This window comes from Streptomyces sp. NPDC051909, assembly GCF_040681095.1.
Lineage (GTDB): Bacteria > Actinomycetota > Actinomycetes > Streptomycetales > Streptomycetaceae > Streptomyces.
This window is the reverse complement of record NZ_JBFAYA010000001.1, coordinates 149,341-165,153: the sequence shown is the minus strand read 5'-3', so window position 1 is coordinate 165,153 and position 15,813 is coordinate 149,341. Positions and strand designations below refer to the sequence as shown.

At 72.3% G+C, this 15,813-nt stretch carries 15 protein-coding genes; 5 read left to right on the top strand and 10 right to left on the bottom strand.

The features are described from left to right. Positions 1 to 17: 17 nt before the first annotated feature. Both AB0M18_RS00855 and AB0M18_RS00850 read right to left on the bottom strand, forming a co-directional pair. Positions 18 to 1,067, bottom strand: a complete 1,050-nt coding sequence (locus AB0M18_RS00855) for a Zn-dependent alcohol dehydrogenase (protein WP_365754384.1) — start codon at positions 1,065 to 1,067, stop codon at positions 18 to 20. Positions 1,068 to 1,224: 157 nt separating this feature from the next. Beyond that, positions 1,225 to 2,139, bottom strand: a complete 915-nt coding sequence (locus AB0M18_RS00850) for an SDR family oxidoreductase (RefSeq protein WP_365754382.1) — start codon at positions 2,137 to 2,139, stop codon at positions 1,225 to 1,227. 102 nt (positions 2,140 to 2,241) lie between these two features. On the opposite strand from AB0M18_RS00850, the gene AB0M18_RS00845 reads away from it, so the two are divergent. Beyond that, complete coding sequence (locus AB0M18_RS00845; RefSeq protein WP_365754381.1) at positions 2,242 to 3,168, top strand: cyclase family protein; 927 nt, start codon at positions 2,242 to 2,244, stop codon at positions 3,166 to 3,168. Between the two features lie 171 nt (positions 3,169 to 3,339). Here the strand turns inward: AB0M18_RS00845 and AB0M18_RS00840 are convergent, their stop codons facing one another. The 4 genes from AB0M18_RS00840 to AB0M18_RS00825 form a co-directional block, all read right to left on the bottom strand. Then, positions 3,340 to 3,774 carry an ATP-binding protein gene (locus tag AB0M18_RS00840; protein WP_365754379.1) on the bottom strand — a complete coding sequence of 145 codons (435 nt, stop codon included), beginning with the start codon at positions 3,772 to 3,774 and terminating at the stop codon, positions 3,340 to 3,342. 368 nt (positions 3,775 to 4,142) lie between these two features. Beyond that, complete coding sequence (locus tag AB0M18_RS00835) at positions 4,143 to 5,012, bottom strand: acyl-CoA dehydrogenase family protein (RefSeq protein ID WP_365755010.1); 870 nt, start codon at positions 5,010 to 5,012, stop codon at positions 4,143 to 4,145. Positions 5,013 to 5,020: 8 nt separating this feature from the next. Beyond that, positions 5,021 to 6,154 carry an acyl-CoA dehydrogenase family protein gene (locus tag AB0M18_RS00830; protein WP_365754377.1) on the bottom strand — a complete coding sequence of 378 codons (1,134 nt, stop codon included), beginning with the start codon at positions 6,152 to 6,154 and terminating at the stop codon, positions 5,021 to 5,023. Continuing rightward, positions 6,154 to 7,344 carry an amidohydrolase family protein gene (locus tag AB0M18_RS00825; RefSeq protein ID WP_365754375.1) on the bottom strand — a complete coding sequence of 397 codons (1,191 nt, stop codon included), beginning with the start codon at positions 7,342 to 7,344 and terminating at the stop codon, positions 6,154 to 6,156. Before AB0M18_RS00825 ends, AB0M18_RS00830 begins: the two co-directional genes overlap by 1 nt. Before the next feature lie 147 nt (positions 7,345 to 7,491). On the opposite strand from AB0M18_RS00825, the gene AB0M18_RS00820 reads away from it, so the two are divergent. After that, entirely contained in the window at positions 7,492 to 8,991 is a 1,500-nt protein-coding gene (locus tag AB0M18_RS00820; protein ID WP_365754374.1) for an AMP-binding protein, read from the top strand. A gap of 16 nt (positions 8,992 to 9,007) precedes the next feature. On the opposite strand, the gene AB0M18_RS00815 is transcribed toward AB0M18_RS00820, so the two are convergent. Continuing rightward, complete coding sequence (locus AB0M18_RS00815; RefSeq protein ID WP_265863861.1) at positions 9,008 to 9,382, bottom strand: STAS domain-containing protein; 375 nt, start codon at positions 9,380 to 9,382, stop codon at positions 9,008 to 9,010. Positions 9,383 to 9,636: 254 nt separating this feature from the next. Here AB0M18_RS00815 and AB0M18_RS00810 point away from each other — a divergent pair, with 254 nt between their 5' ends. Beyond that, positions 9,637 to 10,227, top strand: coding sequence for a sigma-70 family RNA polymerase sigma factor (locus AB0M18_RS00810; protein WP_365754372.1), 591 nt, complete (start codon positions 9,637 to 9,639; stop codon positions 10,225 to 10,227). After that, positions 10,224 to 11,540, top strand: a complete 1,317-nt coding sequence (locus tag AB0M18_RS00805) for a zf-HC2 domain-containing protein (protein WP_365754370.1) — start codon at positions 10,224 to 10,226, stop codon at positions 11,538 to 11,540. Before AB0M18_RS00810 ends, AB0M18_RS00805 begins: the two co-directional genes overlap by 4 nt. 24 nt (positions 11,541 to 11,564) lie before the next feature. Here the strand turns inward: AB0M18_RS00805 and purU are convergent, their stop codons facing one another. After that, positions 11,565 to 12,416, bottom strand: coding sequence for a formyltetrahydrofolate deformylase (purU, locus tag AB0M18_RS00800; protein ID WP_365754368.1), 852 nt, complete (start codon positions 12,414 to 12,416; stop codon positions 11,565 to 11,567). 89 nt (positions 12,417 to 12,505) lie between these two features. After that, on the bottom strand, positions 12,506 to 12,988 hold the full coding sequence (locus AB0M18_RS00795) for a hypothetical protein (RefSeq protein ID WP_365754367.1): 483 nt from the start codon (positions 12,986 to 12,988) through the stop codon (positions 12,506 to 12,508). Between the two features lie 145 nt (positions 12,989 to 13,133). Here AB0M18_RS00795 and AB0M18_RS00790 point away from each other — a divergent pair, with 145 nt between their 5' ends. Beyond that, positions 13,134 to 14,471 (top strand): ABC transporter substrate-binding protein, encoded by a 1,338-nt coding sequence (locus tag AB0M18_RS00790; RefSeq protein WP_365755008.1) that lies wholly within the window; start codon positions 13,134 to 13,136, stop codon positions 14,469 to 14,471. Positions 14,472 to 14,502: 31 nt separating this feature from the next. Here the strand turns inward: AB0M18_RS00790 and AB0M18_RS00785 are convergent, their stop codons facing one another. Further along, positions 14,503 to 15,696, bottom strand: a complete 1,194-nt coding sequence (locus tag AB0M18_RS00785; RefSeq protein ID WP_365754365.1) for a hypothetical protein — start codon at positions 15,694 to 15,696, stop codon at positions 14,503 to 14,505. Between the last annotated feature and the right edge of the window lie 117 nt (positions 15,697 to 15,813).

Sequence of the window (15,813 nt, the reverse complement as noted above, 5' to 3'; positions counted from 1 at the left end):
CCGCGGGTCCGTGAGGCTCAGAAGGTGAGCACGCCCCTGGCCACCTTCCCCTGCTCGGCGTCCTCCGCGGCCCGCGCGAACTCCTCCACCGGGTAGGTGGCGGTGACGAGTTCGTCGAGCAGGAGCCGGCCGGAGCGGTAGAGCTCGGCGTACAGCGCGATGTCCTTCTGGGGACGCGAGGAGCCGTAGCGGCAGCCGAGGATCGACTTGTCCAGGAACATCGCGGCGGGCGGGAAGCTCGCCTCGGCGGCGGGCGCGGTCATCCCGAGCAGGATCGCCTGGCCGTGCCGGTCGAGCAGGTCGATCGCGGTGCGGACGAGTCCGGTGTGGCCGACGCACTCGAAGACGTGGTCGGCGCCGGTGGGAAGCACCTCCCGTACCTCGTCCGTCGAGGTGAGGAAGTGCGTGGCGCCGAAGCGCAGGGCCGGGTCCTCCTTGGCCGGGTTGGTGTCGACGGCGACGATCGTGCCCGCGCCGGCGATCCGCGCGCCCTGGATCACGTTGAGGCCGATGCCGCCGGTGCCGATGACGACGACGGTCTCGCCGTGCGCCACCTTCGCCCGGTTGAGGACGGCGCCGACGCCGGTCAGGACGCCGCAGCCCATGAGGGCGGCGGAGGTCAGCGGGATGTCCTCCGGGATCCTGACCGCCTGGACGGCCTTGACGACGGTCCGCTCGGCGAAGGAGGAGTTGGAGGCGAACTGGAAGAGGGGGTTGCCGGCCCGCGAGAAGGGCCGGCCGGGCCTGCCGATGGCCTTGCGGCACATGGTGGGGCGGCCGCGGTCGCAGTCGGCGCAGGCGCCGCAGTTGGCGAGCGTGGACAGGGCGACGTGGTCGCCGGCCGCGACGTGCGTGACGCCGGGGCCGACGGCCTCGACGACCCCGGCGCCCTCGTGGCCGAGGACGACGGGCGCGGGGAAGGGAATGGTCCCGTCCACGACGGCCAGATCGCTGTGACACAGCCCGGCGGCCCGGACCCCGACAAGGACCTCGCCCGGACCGGGCTCGCGGACCTCCAGGTCGTCGACGACCCGGACCTCCTTGCCGTCGAAGACGACGCCTCTCATGAGCATGCACCTCCGTCGTGGGCGGGGTTCGGGGAACTCCCCCACCCCGCCCCTTCCTGACACTCTGACGAGACTGGCGGGACCTGGGGCATGCGCCCCGGTCCGGATCGCCGCGGACGGCCCGGCCGCGGCCGGGGGCCATGCGCCACCGCGCCCCCTACGCGTTCGGGCGCGAGCCCCGCGCCGCCGCGCGGGCCATCTCCTCCAGCTGCCGGAGCATCGGCATCGGGTCGATGCCGACCGTGCCCGGCAGGAAGTCGGCGATGCGGTCCGGGGTCCACGCCCCGCCCTCCGCGTATCCGGCCCGCAGCTCTCGCGGCTGGGCCCAGACGGCGATCTTGGGGCCGGCGATCGTGTAGACCTGTCCGGTGATCCGCTCGGCCTTGGCGCGGTCGGAGAGCAGGTAGACGACGAGCGCGGCGACGTCCTCGGGCTCGCCGATCTCCTTCAGCTCCATGGGGACGTTGGCGGACATGCGAGTGCGGGCCACCGGGGCGACGGCGTTGGCCGTGACGCCGTACTTGTGCAGGCCGAGGGCGGCGCTGCGGACGAGCGAGATGATGCCGCCCTTGGCGGCCGAGTAGTTGGCCTGGGCCACCGAACCCGCGTGGTTGCCGCTGGTGAAGCCGACGAGGGTGCCCGAGCCCTGGCGGCGCATCACGGCGGCGGCGGCCCGGAAGACGGTGAAGGTGCCCTTGAGGTGGGTGGCGACGACGGGGTCCCACTCCTCCTCGGACATGTTGAAGAGCATCCGCTCGCGCAGGATGCCGGCCACGCACACGACGCCGTCGATGCGCCCGTACTCGGCGAGCGCCACGTCGACCAGGCGCTGGCCGCCCGCCATCGTCGAGATGTCGTCGGCGACGGCGACCGCCGCGCCGCCCGCCGTCTCGATCTCCTTGACGACGGCCTCGGCGACCTCGCTCGTCGGCTCGCCGCCCTCGATGGAGACCCCGTAGTCGTTGACGACGACCTTCGCGCCCTCGGCGGCGCAGGCGAGGGCGACCGCGCGGCCGATCCCCCGCCCGGCGCCCGTGACGGCGACGACCTTCCCTGCCAAGAAGTTCCCCACGCCCGGCCCCTTCCCGCAATTTCTGACGGTCCGTTAGATTCGTGCGTCAGCGGGATTCTACGACCCGTCGGATACCGGAGAACAAGACCTCGGAGGCGCCTGATGTCACTTCCCGTCGAGTTCCACGACATCGCCAAGCGCGTGAACAACTGGGGGCGTTGGGGTCGCGACGACGAGATCGGCACGCTCAACCTGATCACCGACGAGGTGGTGCGGAACGCGGCCGCGACCGTCCGGACCGGCCGGCGCGTCCCGCTCGCCGTCGACCTGAAGCAGGACGGCGTGCAGACCGGCATGATCCCGGGCCGGGTCAACCCGCTGCACGTCATGGTGCAGGTCAACCAGGAGCTCTTCGGCCCCGGCACCGTCGCCACCAGCGACGACGCGGTGACCATGGGCCTGCAGGCCGGCACCCACTGGGACGCGCTCACGCACGCCTCGCACTCGGGCCGGATCTACAACGGGCGCCCCGCCGCCACCGTCACCGCGCACGGGCGCGCGGAGTTCAGCGGCATCCACACCGCCCGGCACGTCGTGAGCCGCGGGGTGCTGCTCGACGTGGCGGCGGCCAAGGGGGTGGACCGCCTGCCCGGGGACCACGCGGTCACGCCCGAGGACCTCAACGAGGCGGCGGAGTTCGGCGGGGTCACCGTACGGTCCGGGGACGTCGTGCTCGTACGCACCGGGCAGATCCAGGCCTATCTGGCCGGGGACAGGCACGGCTACGCCTTCCCGTCACCCGGACTCTCCGTCCGCACCCCCGAGTGGTTCCACGCCCGGGACGTGGCGGCGGTCGCCAACGACACGCTCACCTTCGAGATCTTCCCGCCGGAGATCGAGAACCTGTGGCTGCCGGTGCACGCGCTCGACCTGGTCGAGATGGGCATGCTGCAGGGCCAGAACTGGAACCTGGAAGAGTTGTCCACAGCCTGTGCACAGGAGCGGCGTCACGCGTTCCTGCTCTCCGCGATGCCCGAGCCCTTCGTCGGCGGCACGGGCACACCGGTGGCACCGGTGGCGGTGTTCTAGAAGCCGAGAGCGGGAAGACCGCGGGTGGCGGCACGCTCGCGCGCGCCCCGAGCACGGCACGAGAGCCGCCACCCGTCACGACCCGCGCCCGTCGAGGGGCACGGCGCGGCCCCTCGACTCCCCTCACAGAACGAATCGCTCACCCAAGGGTGATCAATTCACCACGAACCGTCAACAGCGCACCCGTGAGGGTGACACCGGCGAGACGGAGTCCTCCGCCGGCGCGCGGTCGACCTCGCACCAGATGCTCTTGCCGGCACCCTCGCGCTGCCAGCCCCACCGGTCGGCGAGCCCGTCCACCAACTCCAGGCCGCGCCCGTTGGTGTCCTCGCCCTCCGCGTGCCGGGGCCGCGGCGGCCGGTCGCTCGTGTCGGCGACCTCGACCCGCACCCCGCCCCCGCCGAACAGCATCCGCAGCACCGCCGGACACCCCGTGTGGACCACGGCGTTGGTCACGAGCTCGGAGATGAGCAGCACCAGCGTCTCCGCCAGCGGCTCGTCCTCCCCTATGCCCGACCCGGCCATTCGCGAACGCGCCCATCGCCTGGCGCGCCCCACCTCGGCCGGGTCGGGCCCGACCTCCAACTGCACCTGAAGCACCTGCACCGTTCACACCATCCGAACCGGCGGACACACCTTTACGGAACGTGATTCCCTTGTGGGACAGCATGGTTGACGTACAGTCACGGCAACAAGCGCTTCGGGCATATTCCAGCGCGAAGGAGTACGCAGGGTCCATACTGTGCGACGCACTCCGCGAGGAGTCGAACGCGGGGCACGCCGGCCTGTGCGAACGGCGGGCATTCCCCGGCCCGGAGCCACCGCATCGGCGGCACCGGCACGATCCGGGCACACAAGCACTCGCATCCCACGGAGCGTACCGGAGCCGACGGCCGACTCCGGCGCGTGACGAGCCCCGCGAAGGACACAACACGGTATCGACGCTGAGTGACCCGGCCACTACACGCCGGCCGCTACAGCCGGGCCGCCACCAGCTCCTCGGCCGCCGCCCCGCCGAGGCCGCGCTCGGCCCGTACCCAGGCCCTTTTCAGATGCAGATGCACATCGGCCTCCCAGGTGAAGCCCATCCCGCCGTGCACCTGGAGACAGTCACGGGCGCCGGCCACGGCGGCCTCGTCGGCGAGCAGCCGGGCCCCGGCGATCTCGACGGGGTCGGCGGTGACGGCGGCCGCGTAGACGGCGGCGCGGGCGAGCTCCGTCCGTACGAGCATCCCGGCGCACAGGTGCTTGACCGCCTGGAAGCCGCCCACGGGCCGCCCGAACTGCTCCCGGGTACGGGCGTACGAGACGGCCAGCTCGGTCGTACGGCCCGCGCTGCCGAGCTGTTCGGCGGCGCTGAGGAGGGAGACCAGGTCGGCCGTCCCCGGCCGCGGGACGCCTCCGGGCAGCCGGTGCAGCGGCGTCAGCGGATCGACCGACCGGATCGGAGAGGCCCCTTCGGCCGGACCGAGCACCACGTCGGCCGCGTCCAGCCACTCGACGAGCTCTCCGTCGGCCGCGGCGACCACGGCCTGCCCCTCCGCCGCCCCCGGCACCTCGCCGGCCGCCAGGTGCGTGGCGATCAGCGGCCCGGGCAGCAGCGCCCGCCCGGCCTCCTCGAAGAGGAGCACGGCCTCGGGCAGTCCGAGCCCGACCCCGCCCGCCGCCTCCGGCAGCCGCAGCGCGAAGAACCCGGCCGCGCCGAGCTCCCGCCACAACGCGCGGTCGAGCACCCCGCCCCCGTCGACGGCCGCCCGGAGCGCCTCCCGCCCGAAACGGCGGTCGAGGAGCACCCGTACACCCCGCTTGAGCGCCCGCTGGTCCTCGGTGAGTCGGAAGTCCACGGTGCCGGTCACCGGCCCTTCGGCAGGCCGAGGATGCGCTCGGCGACGATGTTCCGCTGGATCTGGGAGGTGCCCGCGGCGATCGTGTACGACAGCGAGGACAGCCGGTCCGGGTTCCAGTCGCGCCCGAGGTCGAGCGCGTCGGGTCCGAGGACGGCGGCGGCCGTGTCGTACAGCTCCTGACGGGCGTGCGAGTAGCGCAGCTTGAAGACGGATCCGCCGACTCCGGGGACGCCTCCGGTGGCCTGGGCCTCGCTGACGTTCCACTGGGTGAGCCGCCACAGGGCCTGGAACTCGGCGCCCAGCCTGCCGAGCCGGCGGCGCAGGACGGGGTCGTCCCAGCGCCCGTTCCCGCGTGCCTCGCGGGCGAGTTCGCCGAGCACGCGGCGGCAGGCGACGACCTCGCCGACGAAGGCGGTGCCGCGCTCGAAGGACAGGGTCACCATGGTGACCCGCCAGCCGTCGTTCTCCTCCCCCACCCGGTTCGCCACCGGCACCCGTACCTCGTCGAGGAACACCTCGGCGAACTCGGTGGACCCGGCGAGGGTGCGCAGCGGCCGTACGGTGACGCCGGGGGCGTCCATGGGCATGGCGAGCCAGCTGATCCCACGGTGCTTCGGGGCCTCCGGGTCGGTCCGTACGAGGAGTTCGCACCAGTCGGCCGCCTCGGCGTGCGAGGTCCAGATCTTCTGCCCGGTGACGACGTACGCGTCCCCGTCCCGTACGGCCCTGGTCCGCAGCGCGGCCAGGTCGGAGCCGGCCTCGGGCTCGCTGAAGCCCTGGCACCACACCTCGTCGCCGCGCAGCACCGGCTCCAGCCAGCGGGCCTTCTGCTCCGCCGTGCCCTCGGCGGCGATGGTCGGTCCGGCGTGGAGGAGGCCGACGAAGTTGGCGCCGACGTACGGGGCCCCGGCCCGTTCGGTCTCCTCCAGGAAGATCAGCCGCTGGGTCGGGGAGGCGTCCCAGTGGACGTGCCCGTACCCGGCGTCGTAGAGCCGGCGCTGCCAGCCGCAGTCGTAGGAGCGGCGGCCGGGCCAGTCGAGCGGGTCGGGCCTGGCGGGCAGCCTGGGCAGCTCGCGGGCCAGCCACTCCCGCAGCCGCGCCCGGAACTCCTCCTCCTCGTCCGTGTACGCGAGGTCCATCAGACGATGCCCAGACCCAGCATGCGGATGGCGTTTCCGCGCATCAGTTTGTAGACGGTCTCGTCGTCCAGTCCCTTGACGTGGTCGAGGGCGATCTCCTTGGTGTGCGGGAAGGTGGAGTCGACGTGCGGGTAGTCGGTCTCGAAGGTGGCGTTGTCGCGCCCGACCACGTCCAGGGACGCGATGCCGTGCTTGTCGCGGAAGAAGCAGCAGAAGATCTGCCGGTAGTAGTACGTGGACGGCGGCTCGGGGATCAGACCGCGCACCCCGCCCCAGGCCCGGTGCTCCTCCCACACGTCGTCGGCGCGCTCCAGGGCGTACGGGATCCAGCCCATCTGGCCCTCGCTGTAGGCGAGCTTGAGCGTCGGGAACTTCACGAGCACGCCGCTGAACAGGAAGTCCATCATCGAGGCCATCGCGTTGTTGAAGCTGAGCGAGGCCTGGACGGCGGGCGGGGCGTCGGGGGAGGCCGCGGGCATCTGGCTGCTGGAGCCGATGTGCATGTTGACCACGGTCCCGGTCTCCTGGCACACGGCGAAGAAGGGGTCCCAGTAGCCGGAGTGGATCGACGGCAGGCCGAGGTGGGTGGGGATCTCGGAGAAGGTCACGGCCCGGACCCCGCGCTCGGCGTTGCGCCGGATCTCGGCGACGGCCAGGTCGATGTCCCAGAGCGGGATGATGCACAGCGGGATGAGCCGGCCGCCGCTGTCGCCGCACCACTCCTCGACCATCCAGTCGTTGTAGGCGCGGACGCAGGCGAGCGCGACCTCCTTGTCCTTCGCCTCGGCGAAGGTCTGCCCGCAGAAGCGCGGGAAGGTGGGGAAGCAGAGCGAGGCCTCGACGTGGTTGAGGTCCATGTCCTTCAGGCGCGCGGCCGGGTCCCAGCAGCCGCGCCGCATCTCCTCCCTCGTGATGCCCTCCAGGGTCATGTCGTCCCGGTCGAAGCCGACGGCGGCGATGTTGCGCTTGTACGGGAACTTCAGGTCCTCGTAGATCCACCAGTCGGTGGGCGGCCCGTCGGGGTCCATGGTGATCTGGTACTTCCCGCCGACGTACGCGAGCTCCCCGATGCCCGCGGTGAGGGGCTTGGGCCCCCGGTCCCGGTACTTCGCGGGGAGCCAGGTCTCGAAGAGGTGGGCGGGTTCGATCACGTGGTCGTCGACGCTGATGATGCGGGGCAGTTCCGTCATGACCCCTCCAGATTCCCGAAGCGTTTCTGATGACCCGTCAGATACGGACTCAGGCATCAGGCTAGCCCCGCACCCCTGGACCGACAAGGACCGGCCCTCTACGCTCTCCGCACTATCTGACGGATCGTCAGTCATGAGGAGTACGGGATGAACGAGACCGCACACGCCCTGGGCGCCTCCCGCACGCTCTGGGAGCTCGTCGACCGCCGCGCCGCGCTCACCCCCGACCGGCCCGTCCTGCTCCAGGGGGACCGGGTGCTCACCTTCGGGCAGCTGCGCGAGCGGGCCGAGCGCTGTGCCGCCGGGCTGTACGGGATGGGGGTGCGGGCCGGGAGCGTGGTGGCCTGGCAGCTGCCGACCCGGATCGAGACCGCGGTGTTGTCCTTCGCGCTGGCCCGGCTCGGGGCCGTGCAGTCACCGGTCATCCCGTTCTACCGGGACAAGGAGGTCGGCTTCGCGCTGCGCGAGTCCGGCGCCGAGTTCTTCGCCGTACCCGGGGTGTGGCGGGGCTTCGACCACACGGAGATGGCCCGCCGGCTCGGCGCGCGCGGGGTCTTCGAGGCGTACGAGAGCCTGCCGGAGGGGGATCCGGCCGTGCTGCCGCCCGCGCCCGCCTCCGGCACCGACGTGCGGTGGATCTACTGGACCTCGGGCACCACCTCGGACCCCAAGGGCGTGCTGCACACCGACCGCTCGCTGATCGCGGGCGGCTCCTGCCTCGCCCACGCGCTGCACCTGAGCGAGACCGACGTCGGCTCGATGGCCTTCCCGTACGCGCACATCGCCGGCCCCGACTACACGGTCATGCTGCTGCTGTACGGGTTCCCGGCGGTCATGTTCGAACAGTTCGCGCTGCCGGACGCGCTGGAGGAGTACCGCAAGCACGGCGTCACGGTGGCCGGCGGCTCCACCGCCTTCTACTCGATGTTCCTCGCCGAGCAGCGCAAGCGGCCGGGCGAGCCGATCATCCCCACCCTGCGACTGCTCGCGGGCGGCGGCGCCCCCAAGCCGCCGGAGGTCTACCACGCGGTGGTCCGCGAGCTGGGCTGCCAACTGACCCACGGCTACGGCATGACCGAGGTCCCGATGATCACCATGGGCGACCCGGGCGACACCGCCGAGAACCTGGCCACCACCGAGGGCCGGCCGCCCGCCGGGATGCGGATACGGATCGCCGAGGGCGGCGAGATACGGCTGCGCGGCGAGGCGGTGTGCCGCGGCTACCTCGACCCTGCCCAGACCGCCGCCGCCTTCGACGCGGACGGCTTCCTCATCACCGGCGACCTCGGACACCTCACGCCCGACGGGCACCTCGTCCTGACCGGCCGCCTGAAGGACATCATCATCCGCAAGGGGGAGAACATCTCCGCCAAAGAGATCGAGGACCTGCTGCACGAACACCCCGGCGTCGGCGACGCGGCCGTCGTCGGCCTGCCGGACGCCGAACGCGGCGAGCGGGTCTGCGCGGTGATCGAGCAGCCGGCGGACGCCGCACCGCTCACCCTGGAGGAGGTCACCGCCTTCCTCCGCGCGGCCGGCCTGTCCGTCTTCAAACTGCCGGAGCAGCTGGAGGTGGTGGACGCGCTGCCGCGGAACGAGACGCTGCGGAAGGTCCTCAAGTACAAGCTGCGCGAGCGATACGCGTAGCCCGTCCCGCCGCCGCTCAGGCCGACAGGGGCGCGGCCGTGTCGTCGAGGGCGGCGGGGACGTCCGCGTACACCTCGAAGAGGCGGCGGACGCCGAGGGCGGCGAGCACGCGGTTGACGTGGGCGCCGTCCTCCGCGCCGCGGGCGGGCAGGATCAGCCGGAGCCGGCCGCCGCAGGAGCGCATCAGACGGCGGGCGGCGACGAGCACGCCGACGCCGCTGGAGTCGCAGAAGCGGACCGCGGAGAGGTCGAGGACCACGTCGTGGCGGCCGCCCGCCACGGCCTCGTGGAGGCGTCTGCGGATCAGCGGGGAGGTCACGAGGTCGAGCTCCCCGCTGATCCGCAGCACGGTCCATGGTTCCTGCCGGTCCTCGTCGACCTGGATCGTCACGGGCGGCGCCTTTCAGACGTGGGGGGAATCACCGGAGCGATCACCGGGGGCGATCACTGGAACGATCAAGCGGAGGGGTGCCTTCCTGTCCCCTCCCGCTGCCCCGACAGCCCGCGCCGAAACCCCCGGATCCAAGACTGTCGCTTTCCTTACCATCCGGCGGGCCCGTCAAGAGGGCACTTGCGGCAAAGCATCGTGCTCCGCAGCTCCGCGCATTACTTTGGAGTTCGGAAGTCGGGTCGGGAAGGTGTCGGATGGCGACGAAGGACACACCGCCGCGCTGGGACCGCAGGATGCAGCAGCGGCTGGCGCGCGGCGAGGCCGCGGCGCTCGGCGAGTTCTACGACCGCTTCGCCTCGCTCGTGCACAGCCTGGCCCACCGGGTCCTCGACGACGACGAGGCCGCCGACCATGTCACCCGCGAGGTCTTCGGCTACATCTGGGAGAACCCCGACGCCTACGACCCCAAGCAGGGCAACATGCGCGCCTGGGTCGCCCGGCTCGCCCAGCGGCAGGCCGTGCACCGGCTGCGCCAGGCCGAGGCGCTGGCCTTCGCGGAGAGCGGCGAGGGCACGGCGGAGGAGCTGGAGCAGAAGGTGCGCCGGGCCTCGGTCGCGGCCCGCGCCGACTACATCGTGACCTCGATGCCGACGCCCTTGCGGCAGGCGCTGGAACTGGCGTATTTCCAGCGCCGCGACTACCGGCAGACGGCGGCCGACCTCGGGGTGACCGAGGACGAGGCACGGCGCCGGCTGCGGCTCGGCCTTCAGCTGCTCTCCACCGCCAACACCCGCCCGCTGGAGGGCTCGCCGCCCGGCGGCGGCGGATACGGACGGACGCTGTGAGCGGCGCGGACGACGACCCCGAGGAGGTCGCACGCACCCCGTGGATACCGGGCCCGCGCCGCTCGGCGGACGACCACGCGGACCTGACGTCGCCGTTCGGCGGCCCGTACGAGGAGCCGGAGCCGCAGTACGAGGCGGAGCCCGAGCCCGCACCGGAGCCCGACCTCGAACCCGAACGCGCCCCCGAGCCCGACCCCGACCCCGAGCCCGTGCTCGAACTGCCGCACCGGGTGCTGAAGTCGCTGCTCGGCGCCTGGGCGCTCTCCGCCTGTTCGGCCGCCGAGACCCGGGCCGTCGAGGACCACCTCACCGAGTGCGCCCCCTGCGCGGACGAGGCGCTGCGGCTGCGCGACGCGGTCGGGCTGCTGCACGCCGAGCGCGATCTGGACCTCGACCCGCTGCTGCGCTCGCGGGTCCTGGAGAACTGTCTGGGCCGCCGCCCGGCCCGTATCCCCGTACCGGCGTGGGCGACTCCGTACGACGCCGAGACCGCCCGGCTCGACGCGCTGCTCCGCGACATCGGCGAGGCGGAGTGGCACGCGCCGGTGCGGCTGCGCTGGTTCGAGGGCGAGCGGGCGGTGAACCGGAAGACCACGGTGGCCGGGGTGATCGGGCATCTGCTGGCCGTGGACGGCCTGGTGGCTGCCTCGCTCGGCCTGGACGACCCGCTGGGGAAGGTCGGCGAGCTGGCGCCGGCCGAGCGGACGGAGACGTACTGGAAGACCGCGCACCGGCCGCCGACCCGCGCGATCCGCGAGCCCTGGCGGGACCAGAGCCACACCCTGATCCGCACGGTGTCCTTCGCCGGGCGCGGGGTCGCGGACCTCACGGTCACCTACGGGGACTTCGCGCTGCCGCTGCGGGACTCGCTCCTGGAGCGGGCCTTCGAGTGCTGGCGGCACGCGGAGGACATCGCGAACGCGGTGGCCTATCCGTACGACCCGCCGAGCGGCAGCCATCTGCACGGCATGATCGACCTGGCCGCCCGGCTCCTCCCGGCGGCCCTCGCCGACCGCCGCCGCACCGGTCTCGCGGGCCCGCCCCGGGAACTCGTCGCGGCCGGCGCTCCCGGCCGCTCGGTGCATCTGGAGATCGAGGGCGCGGGCGGCGGCCACTGGTACATCGCCCTGGACTCCCCCGCCGCCCTCGGCTCCCCGGACCACACGGTGGCCCAGGTCGCCATGGACGGCGTCGAGTTCTGCCAGCTCATCGCGGGCCAGGTGCCCCCGCAGGACGCGGCGGCGGGCCAGGACGGCGACCGCGAGGCGATCCGGGACGTCCTGTTCGCGGCGGCCTCGCTGAGCCGGATGTAGGGCGGGGCGGGCGGGCCGGGTTCGCTACGCGAAGACGACCGTACGGCGCCCGTTCAGCAGGATCCGCCGCTCCGCGTGCCACTTCACGGCCCGTGCGAGCGCCTGGCACTCCACGTCGCGGCCGATCGCGACGAGCTGGTCGGGGGTCACCTCGTGGCCGACGCGCTCGACCTCCTGCTCGATGATCGGGCCCTCGTCGAGGTCGGCCGTCACGTAGTGCGCGGTGGCGCCGATGAGCTTCACGCCGCGCGCGTGCGCCTGGTGGTAGGGCTTGGCGCCCTTGAAGCTCGGGAGGAAGGAGTGGTGGATGTTGATGATCCGGCCGGAGAGCTGCTTGCACAGGTCGTCGGAGAGCACCTGCATGTAGCGGGCCAGGACGACCAGCTCCACGTTCTCCTCGCGGACCAGCTCCAGGAGCTCCGCCTCCGCCTCCGCCTTGGTGTCCTTGGTGACCGGGATGTGGCGGAACGGGATGTCGTACGAGCCGACCAGCTCGGCGAAGTCGGTGTGGTTGGACACCACGGCGACGATCTCGACCGGCAGCGCGCCGATCGAGGAGCGGAAGAGCAGGTCGTTCAGGCAGTGGCCGAACTTCGACACCATCAGGACGACGCGCATCCGGTCGTCGGCCCGGTCGATGTGCCAGTCCATGGCGAAGGAGTCACCGACGGCCGCGAAGCTCGCCCGCAGCTTGTCCACCGTGACCGGTGCCTCGGCGGAGAAGTGGACGCGCATGAAGAAGAGACCGGTGTCACGGTCTCCGAACTGCCGGCTGTCCTCGATGTTGCAGCCGGTGATGAAGAGGTAGCTCGACACGGCGTGCACGATGCCCTGCTTGTCGGGGCAGGAGAGGGTGAGGACGTACTGGTCGGTCATCCGCCTAGCCTGCCACACGGGACGGGGCCGGAACGGCCGCCGTCCGTCAGACGGACCGGTCGGCCGGACGGACCGGTCGGCCGGACCGGTCAGACGGACCGCGTGATGATCCGCAGCACTTCCAGCGAGCGCGGCGGCTCGTCCGGGTCCTCCTCGTCCGCCGTCGCCATCCGTACGTGCGCCTCGCGCGCCGCGCGGACGGCCTCCGGCCAGGCGTGGTGCTCCATGAACGCGGACACATGGGCGTCCGCGCCCACCTGGTGCATGATGCGCAGCACCCGCAGCACGGCCACGTCGACGAGGGCGGCCTCGTTGGAGTCGCGGAAGATCGTTCCGACGTACTTCTCCGCTGACCAGCTGTCCAGCCAGGTGTCCTCCACGAGGCGGTAGACGGCGTCGGTGACGTCGCCGTACCCGTCCTGGCCGGCGAGCCAGGTCGTCTCGTGGAAGCCCGGGTCCGAGAGCATGTGCAGCGCGGAGCGCACGTTGGCGCGCCAGCGCCACCAGGGCATGTCGTTGAGCGGCATGCCGCCCATGGTGGAGGAGCGACGGCCGCGACGGGAAGAGTTCATGGAAGGGGAGGTGCTACCGGACACCGTTCGATCGTACGTTCCCGCGGATCCGGAACCGATCGACCCCCGTAATTCACCTTCACGTCACCCAGCGTTGATTCTCGCTCACTGCCGCGTTACCCGTGGGGCGGAATTGTGCATGCCCATGACCGGTAGGCGACTCACTTCCCTTCTCGCGTACGTCACGACAGCGGCGGCCAGTGCGTCGCTGCTCGCCGGCTGCGGCGTACTCCCTGGGGCCACGGGGGGCTCCAGGGAGCCCGTCACCGTCATGACCTGGGCTCCCGACCAGACCCGCGCCACCAATATGCCCGGAATGCCCGCCATGGCCCAGGCCTACGCCCGCTGGGTCAACGCCAACGGCGGCATCGACGGGCACGAGCTGCGCGTCCTGACCTGCAACGAACAGAACACCAACGCGGGCGCCTCCGCCTGCGCCCGCCGCGCCGTCCACGAGGGCGCGGTCGCCGTCGTCGGCTCGTACAGCCAGTTCGGGCGGTCCTTCATGGCCCCGCTGGAGTCGGCGGGCATTCCCTACATCGGCGGCTACGGGATCTCCGAGGACGAGTTCACCAGCCCCCTCTCCTACCCCGTGAACGGCGGCCAGGCCTCGCTGCTCGCCGGGCACGGCATGCAGCTCGCCGAGAGCTGCCGCAAGGTCTCCCTCGTCCGCCCCGACACCATCGCCGGCGACCGGCTGCTCGACCTGCTGAACTCCGGCCTGCGCAAGGCGAGTCACCGCAGCGCGGTGGACATCCCGGCGCGCGAGGACTCCGCCGAGTACACCCAGCCCGCCGCCCGCGCCCGTACCAAGGCGGGCACCGACGAGGGCTGCGTCACCGCGGTCCTCGGCGAGCGCACCCAGACCTTCTTCGACTCCTTCCGCCGGCTGCCCGGACAGGAGGTGCCGGAGAAGACCGAGGGCGGAGGCGGCACGGCCGGAGACGGCAAGGGGGGAGACGGCAAGGGCGGAGACGGCAAGGGCGAGGACTCCGCCGTCCGGATCTCCTCGGTCCTCGGCAGCGTCGGACAGCCGCTCATCGACCGCTCCGGCGGCGCGCACAGCCCCTTCGAGGGCGCCTACGTCACCGGCTGGTACCCCTCCGCCGACAGCAGTGCCTGGGACCCGATGCGGAAGGTGATCAAGGAGCACGCCTTCGTCGACAACCGGGTCGACCCGACGGACGCGGGCGTGCAGACCACCTGGATCGGCTACACCGCGCTCAAGCAGGTCATCGAGTCGCTCGACAGCGACAAGATCACCTCGCTGCAGATCAGCCACGCCCTCGACCAGGGCGCGAAGATCGACACCGGCGGTCTCACCCCGCCGCTGCGCTGGCGCTACGACGACCTGCTCGGCGCCCGCGACTTCCCCCGGATCGTCAACCACGACGTGACCTTCCAGGTGGTACGGGAAGGGCAGCTGGTGGCCCAGAAGCCGGGCTTCGTCGACGTGGGCGAGACGGTCCTGGCCGCGCCGTGACGGCCGGGACCCGTGCCACACGGCCGGCGGTCTACAGCTGGGTGTAGGTGCGCCTCGTCAGTCCGTACTTGTCGGCGGTCGGGTTCCAGAGCCCGGCCGCCTGCTTCTTGGCGGCGGTCGCCTCGACGCTCTTCTTGTCGCCCTCGTTCTTCTGGCTGGTGGGCCGGGCGCGGTCGTCCTTGCAGACCTTCTTGTTGGTCCTCGCCTGGTCCGCCCAGGCCGCGTAGTAGTCGTCCGCGGCGGCCGAGGCCTTCCAGGCCTTGACGAGGGCGGCGGACAGGGCCGCGTGGTCCGGCACCTTGTCCACGGTCAACCCCTGGAGGCGGGTGACCAGTTCACGCCGCTGCTTGGCCGCGCCGCGCAGATCGCTCGCCGCCTGGTCGAGGTTCTGGCACTTCCCGATCGACGCGACGGCGCTGATCACCGCGTCACGGCTGTTGTTGCTGTCCGCGAGGAGCTTGTCGAGCTCCTCGGCCTGGCCCTTGGCCGGGTCGGCCGCCGGCTCGCCCGAGGGCCGGCCGGAGGGCGCGGCCGAGCTCGCGGCGACGTTCTGGCCGCCCTTCCCGGTCGCGTCGTCCTTCTTGTCGTCGTCGCCCCCACTGAGCAGCATGCCCGCACCGAGGCCGACCACGGCGCACCCGACGACGACGGCGGCGATCAGCGCGAGCGGGGACTTGCGGCGCGGCGGCTCGGGCTCGTCGTCGTAGTACGCGTCCTGGTAGGCCTGCTGCTGGTACTGCTGCGGGGGCTGCTGAGGCTGTTGGTACTGCTGCGGCGGGCCCTGCTGCTGGTAGCCGTACGGCTGCTGCGGCGGCGCCGGCGGCTGTTGCGGGTAGCCGTACCCGGGCGCCGGGGCGGGCGCCGGGTTCGGGGTCTCGCTGCGGAAGAGGTTGTCGAAGTCGGCCAGCGGCGGCCGCTCACCCGGCACGGGCGCCGCGGGCGGTACGGGCGCCATGTACTGGGTCGCGGCCTCCTGCGGGGCCTGCGGGGCCTGGTGCGGCACCGGCGGCAGGTACTGCGTCGCCTGCGCGTCCGGGCCCGGGTACCCGTACCCCGGCTGCGGGGCCTGAGGCTGGGGATACCCGTACGCCGGCGGCTGCTGCGGCGGGACCGGCGGCAGGTACTGCGTGGCCTGGGCGTCCGAGGGGCCACCAGGGGTCACCTCAGGGGGGAGGGGCTGAGCGGCCGGATAGTGCTGCTCCGGCCCCTGTCCGCTGTGCGTCACCGGGACTCCTACTGATGGACCTACGACATCGTCGGCCCACGCTACCGGCTGCGCCAAGGCGTCCGCACACACGTGTGACAGAGGTGTGACGTTCGCCGCTTCCCCTGTCACGCCTCG

Coding starts and splice junctions, on each gene's coding strand:
- purU (WP_365754368.1), bottom strand. CDS start 12,416: ATGACCGACCAGTACGTCCTCACCCTCTCCTGCCCCGACAAGCAGGGC.
- AB0M18_RS00790 (WP_365755008.1), top strand. CDS start 13,134: ATGACCGGTAGGCGACTCACTTCCCTTCTCGCGTACGTCACGACAGCG.
- AB0M18_RS00825 (WP_365754375.1), bottom strand. CDS start 7,344: ATGACGGAACTGCCCCGCATCATCAGCGTCGACGACCACGTGATCGAA.
- AB0M18_RS00830 (WP_365754377.1), bottom strand. CDS start 6,154: ATGGACCTCGCGTACACGGACGAGGAGGAGGAGTTCCGGGCGCGGCTG.
- AB0M18_RS00820 (WP_365754374.1), top strand. CDS start 7,492: ATGAACGAGACCGCACACGCCCTGGGCGCCTCCCGCACGCTCTGGGAG.
- AB0M18_RS00845 (WP_365754381.1), top strand. CDS start 2,242: ATGTCACTTCCCGTCGAGTTCCACGACATCGCCAAGCGCGTGAACAAC.
- AB0M18_RS00855 (WP_365754384.1), bottom strand. CDS start 1,067: ATGAGAGGCGTCGTCTTCGACGGCAAGGAGGTCCGGGTCGTCGACGAC.
- AB0M18_RS00795 (WP_365754367.1), bottom strand. CDS start 12,988: ATGAACTCTTCCCGTCGCGGCCGTCGCTCCTCCACCATGGGCGGCATG.
- AB0M18_RS00810 (WP_365754372.1), top strand. CDS start 9,637: ATGGCGACGAAGGACACACCGCCGCGCTGGGACCGCAGGATGCAGCAG.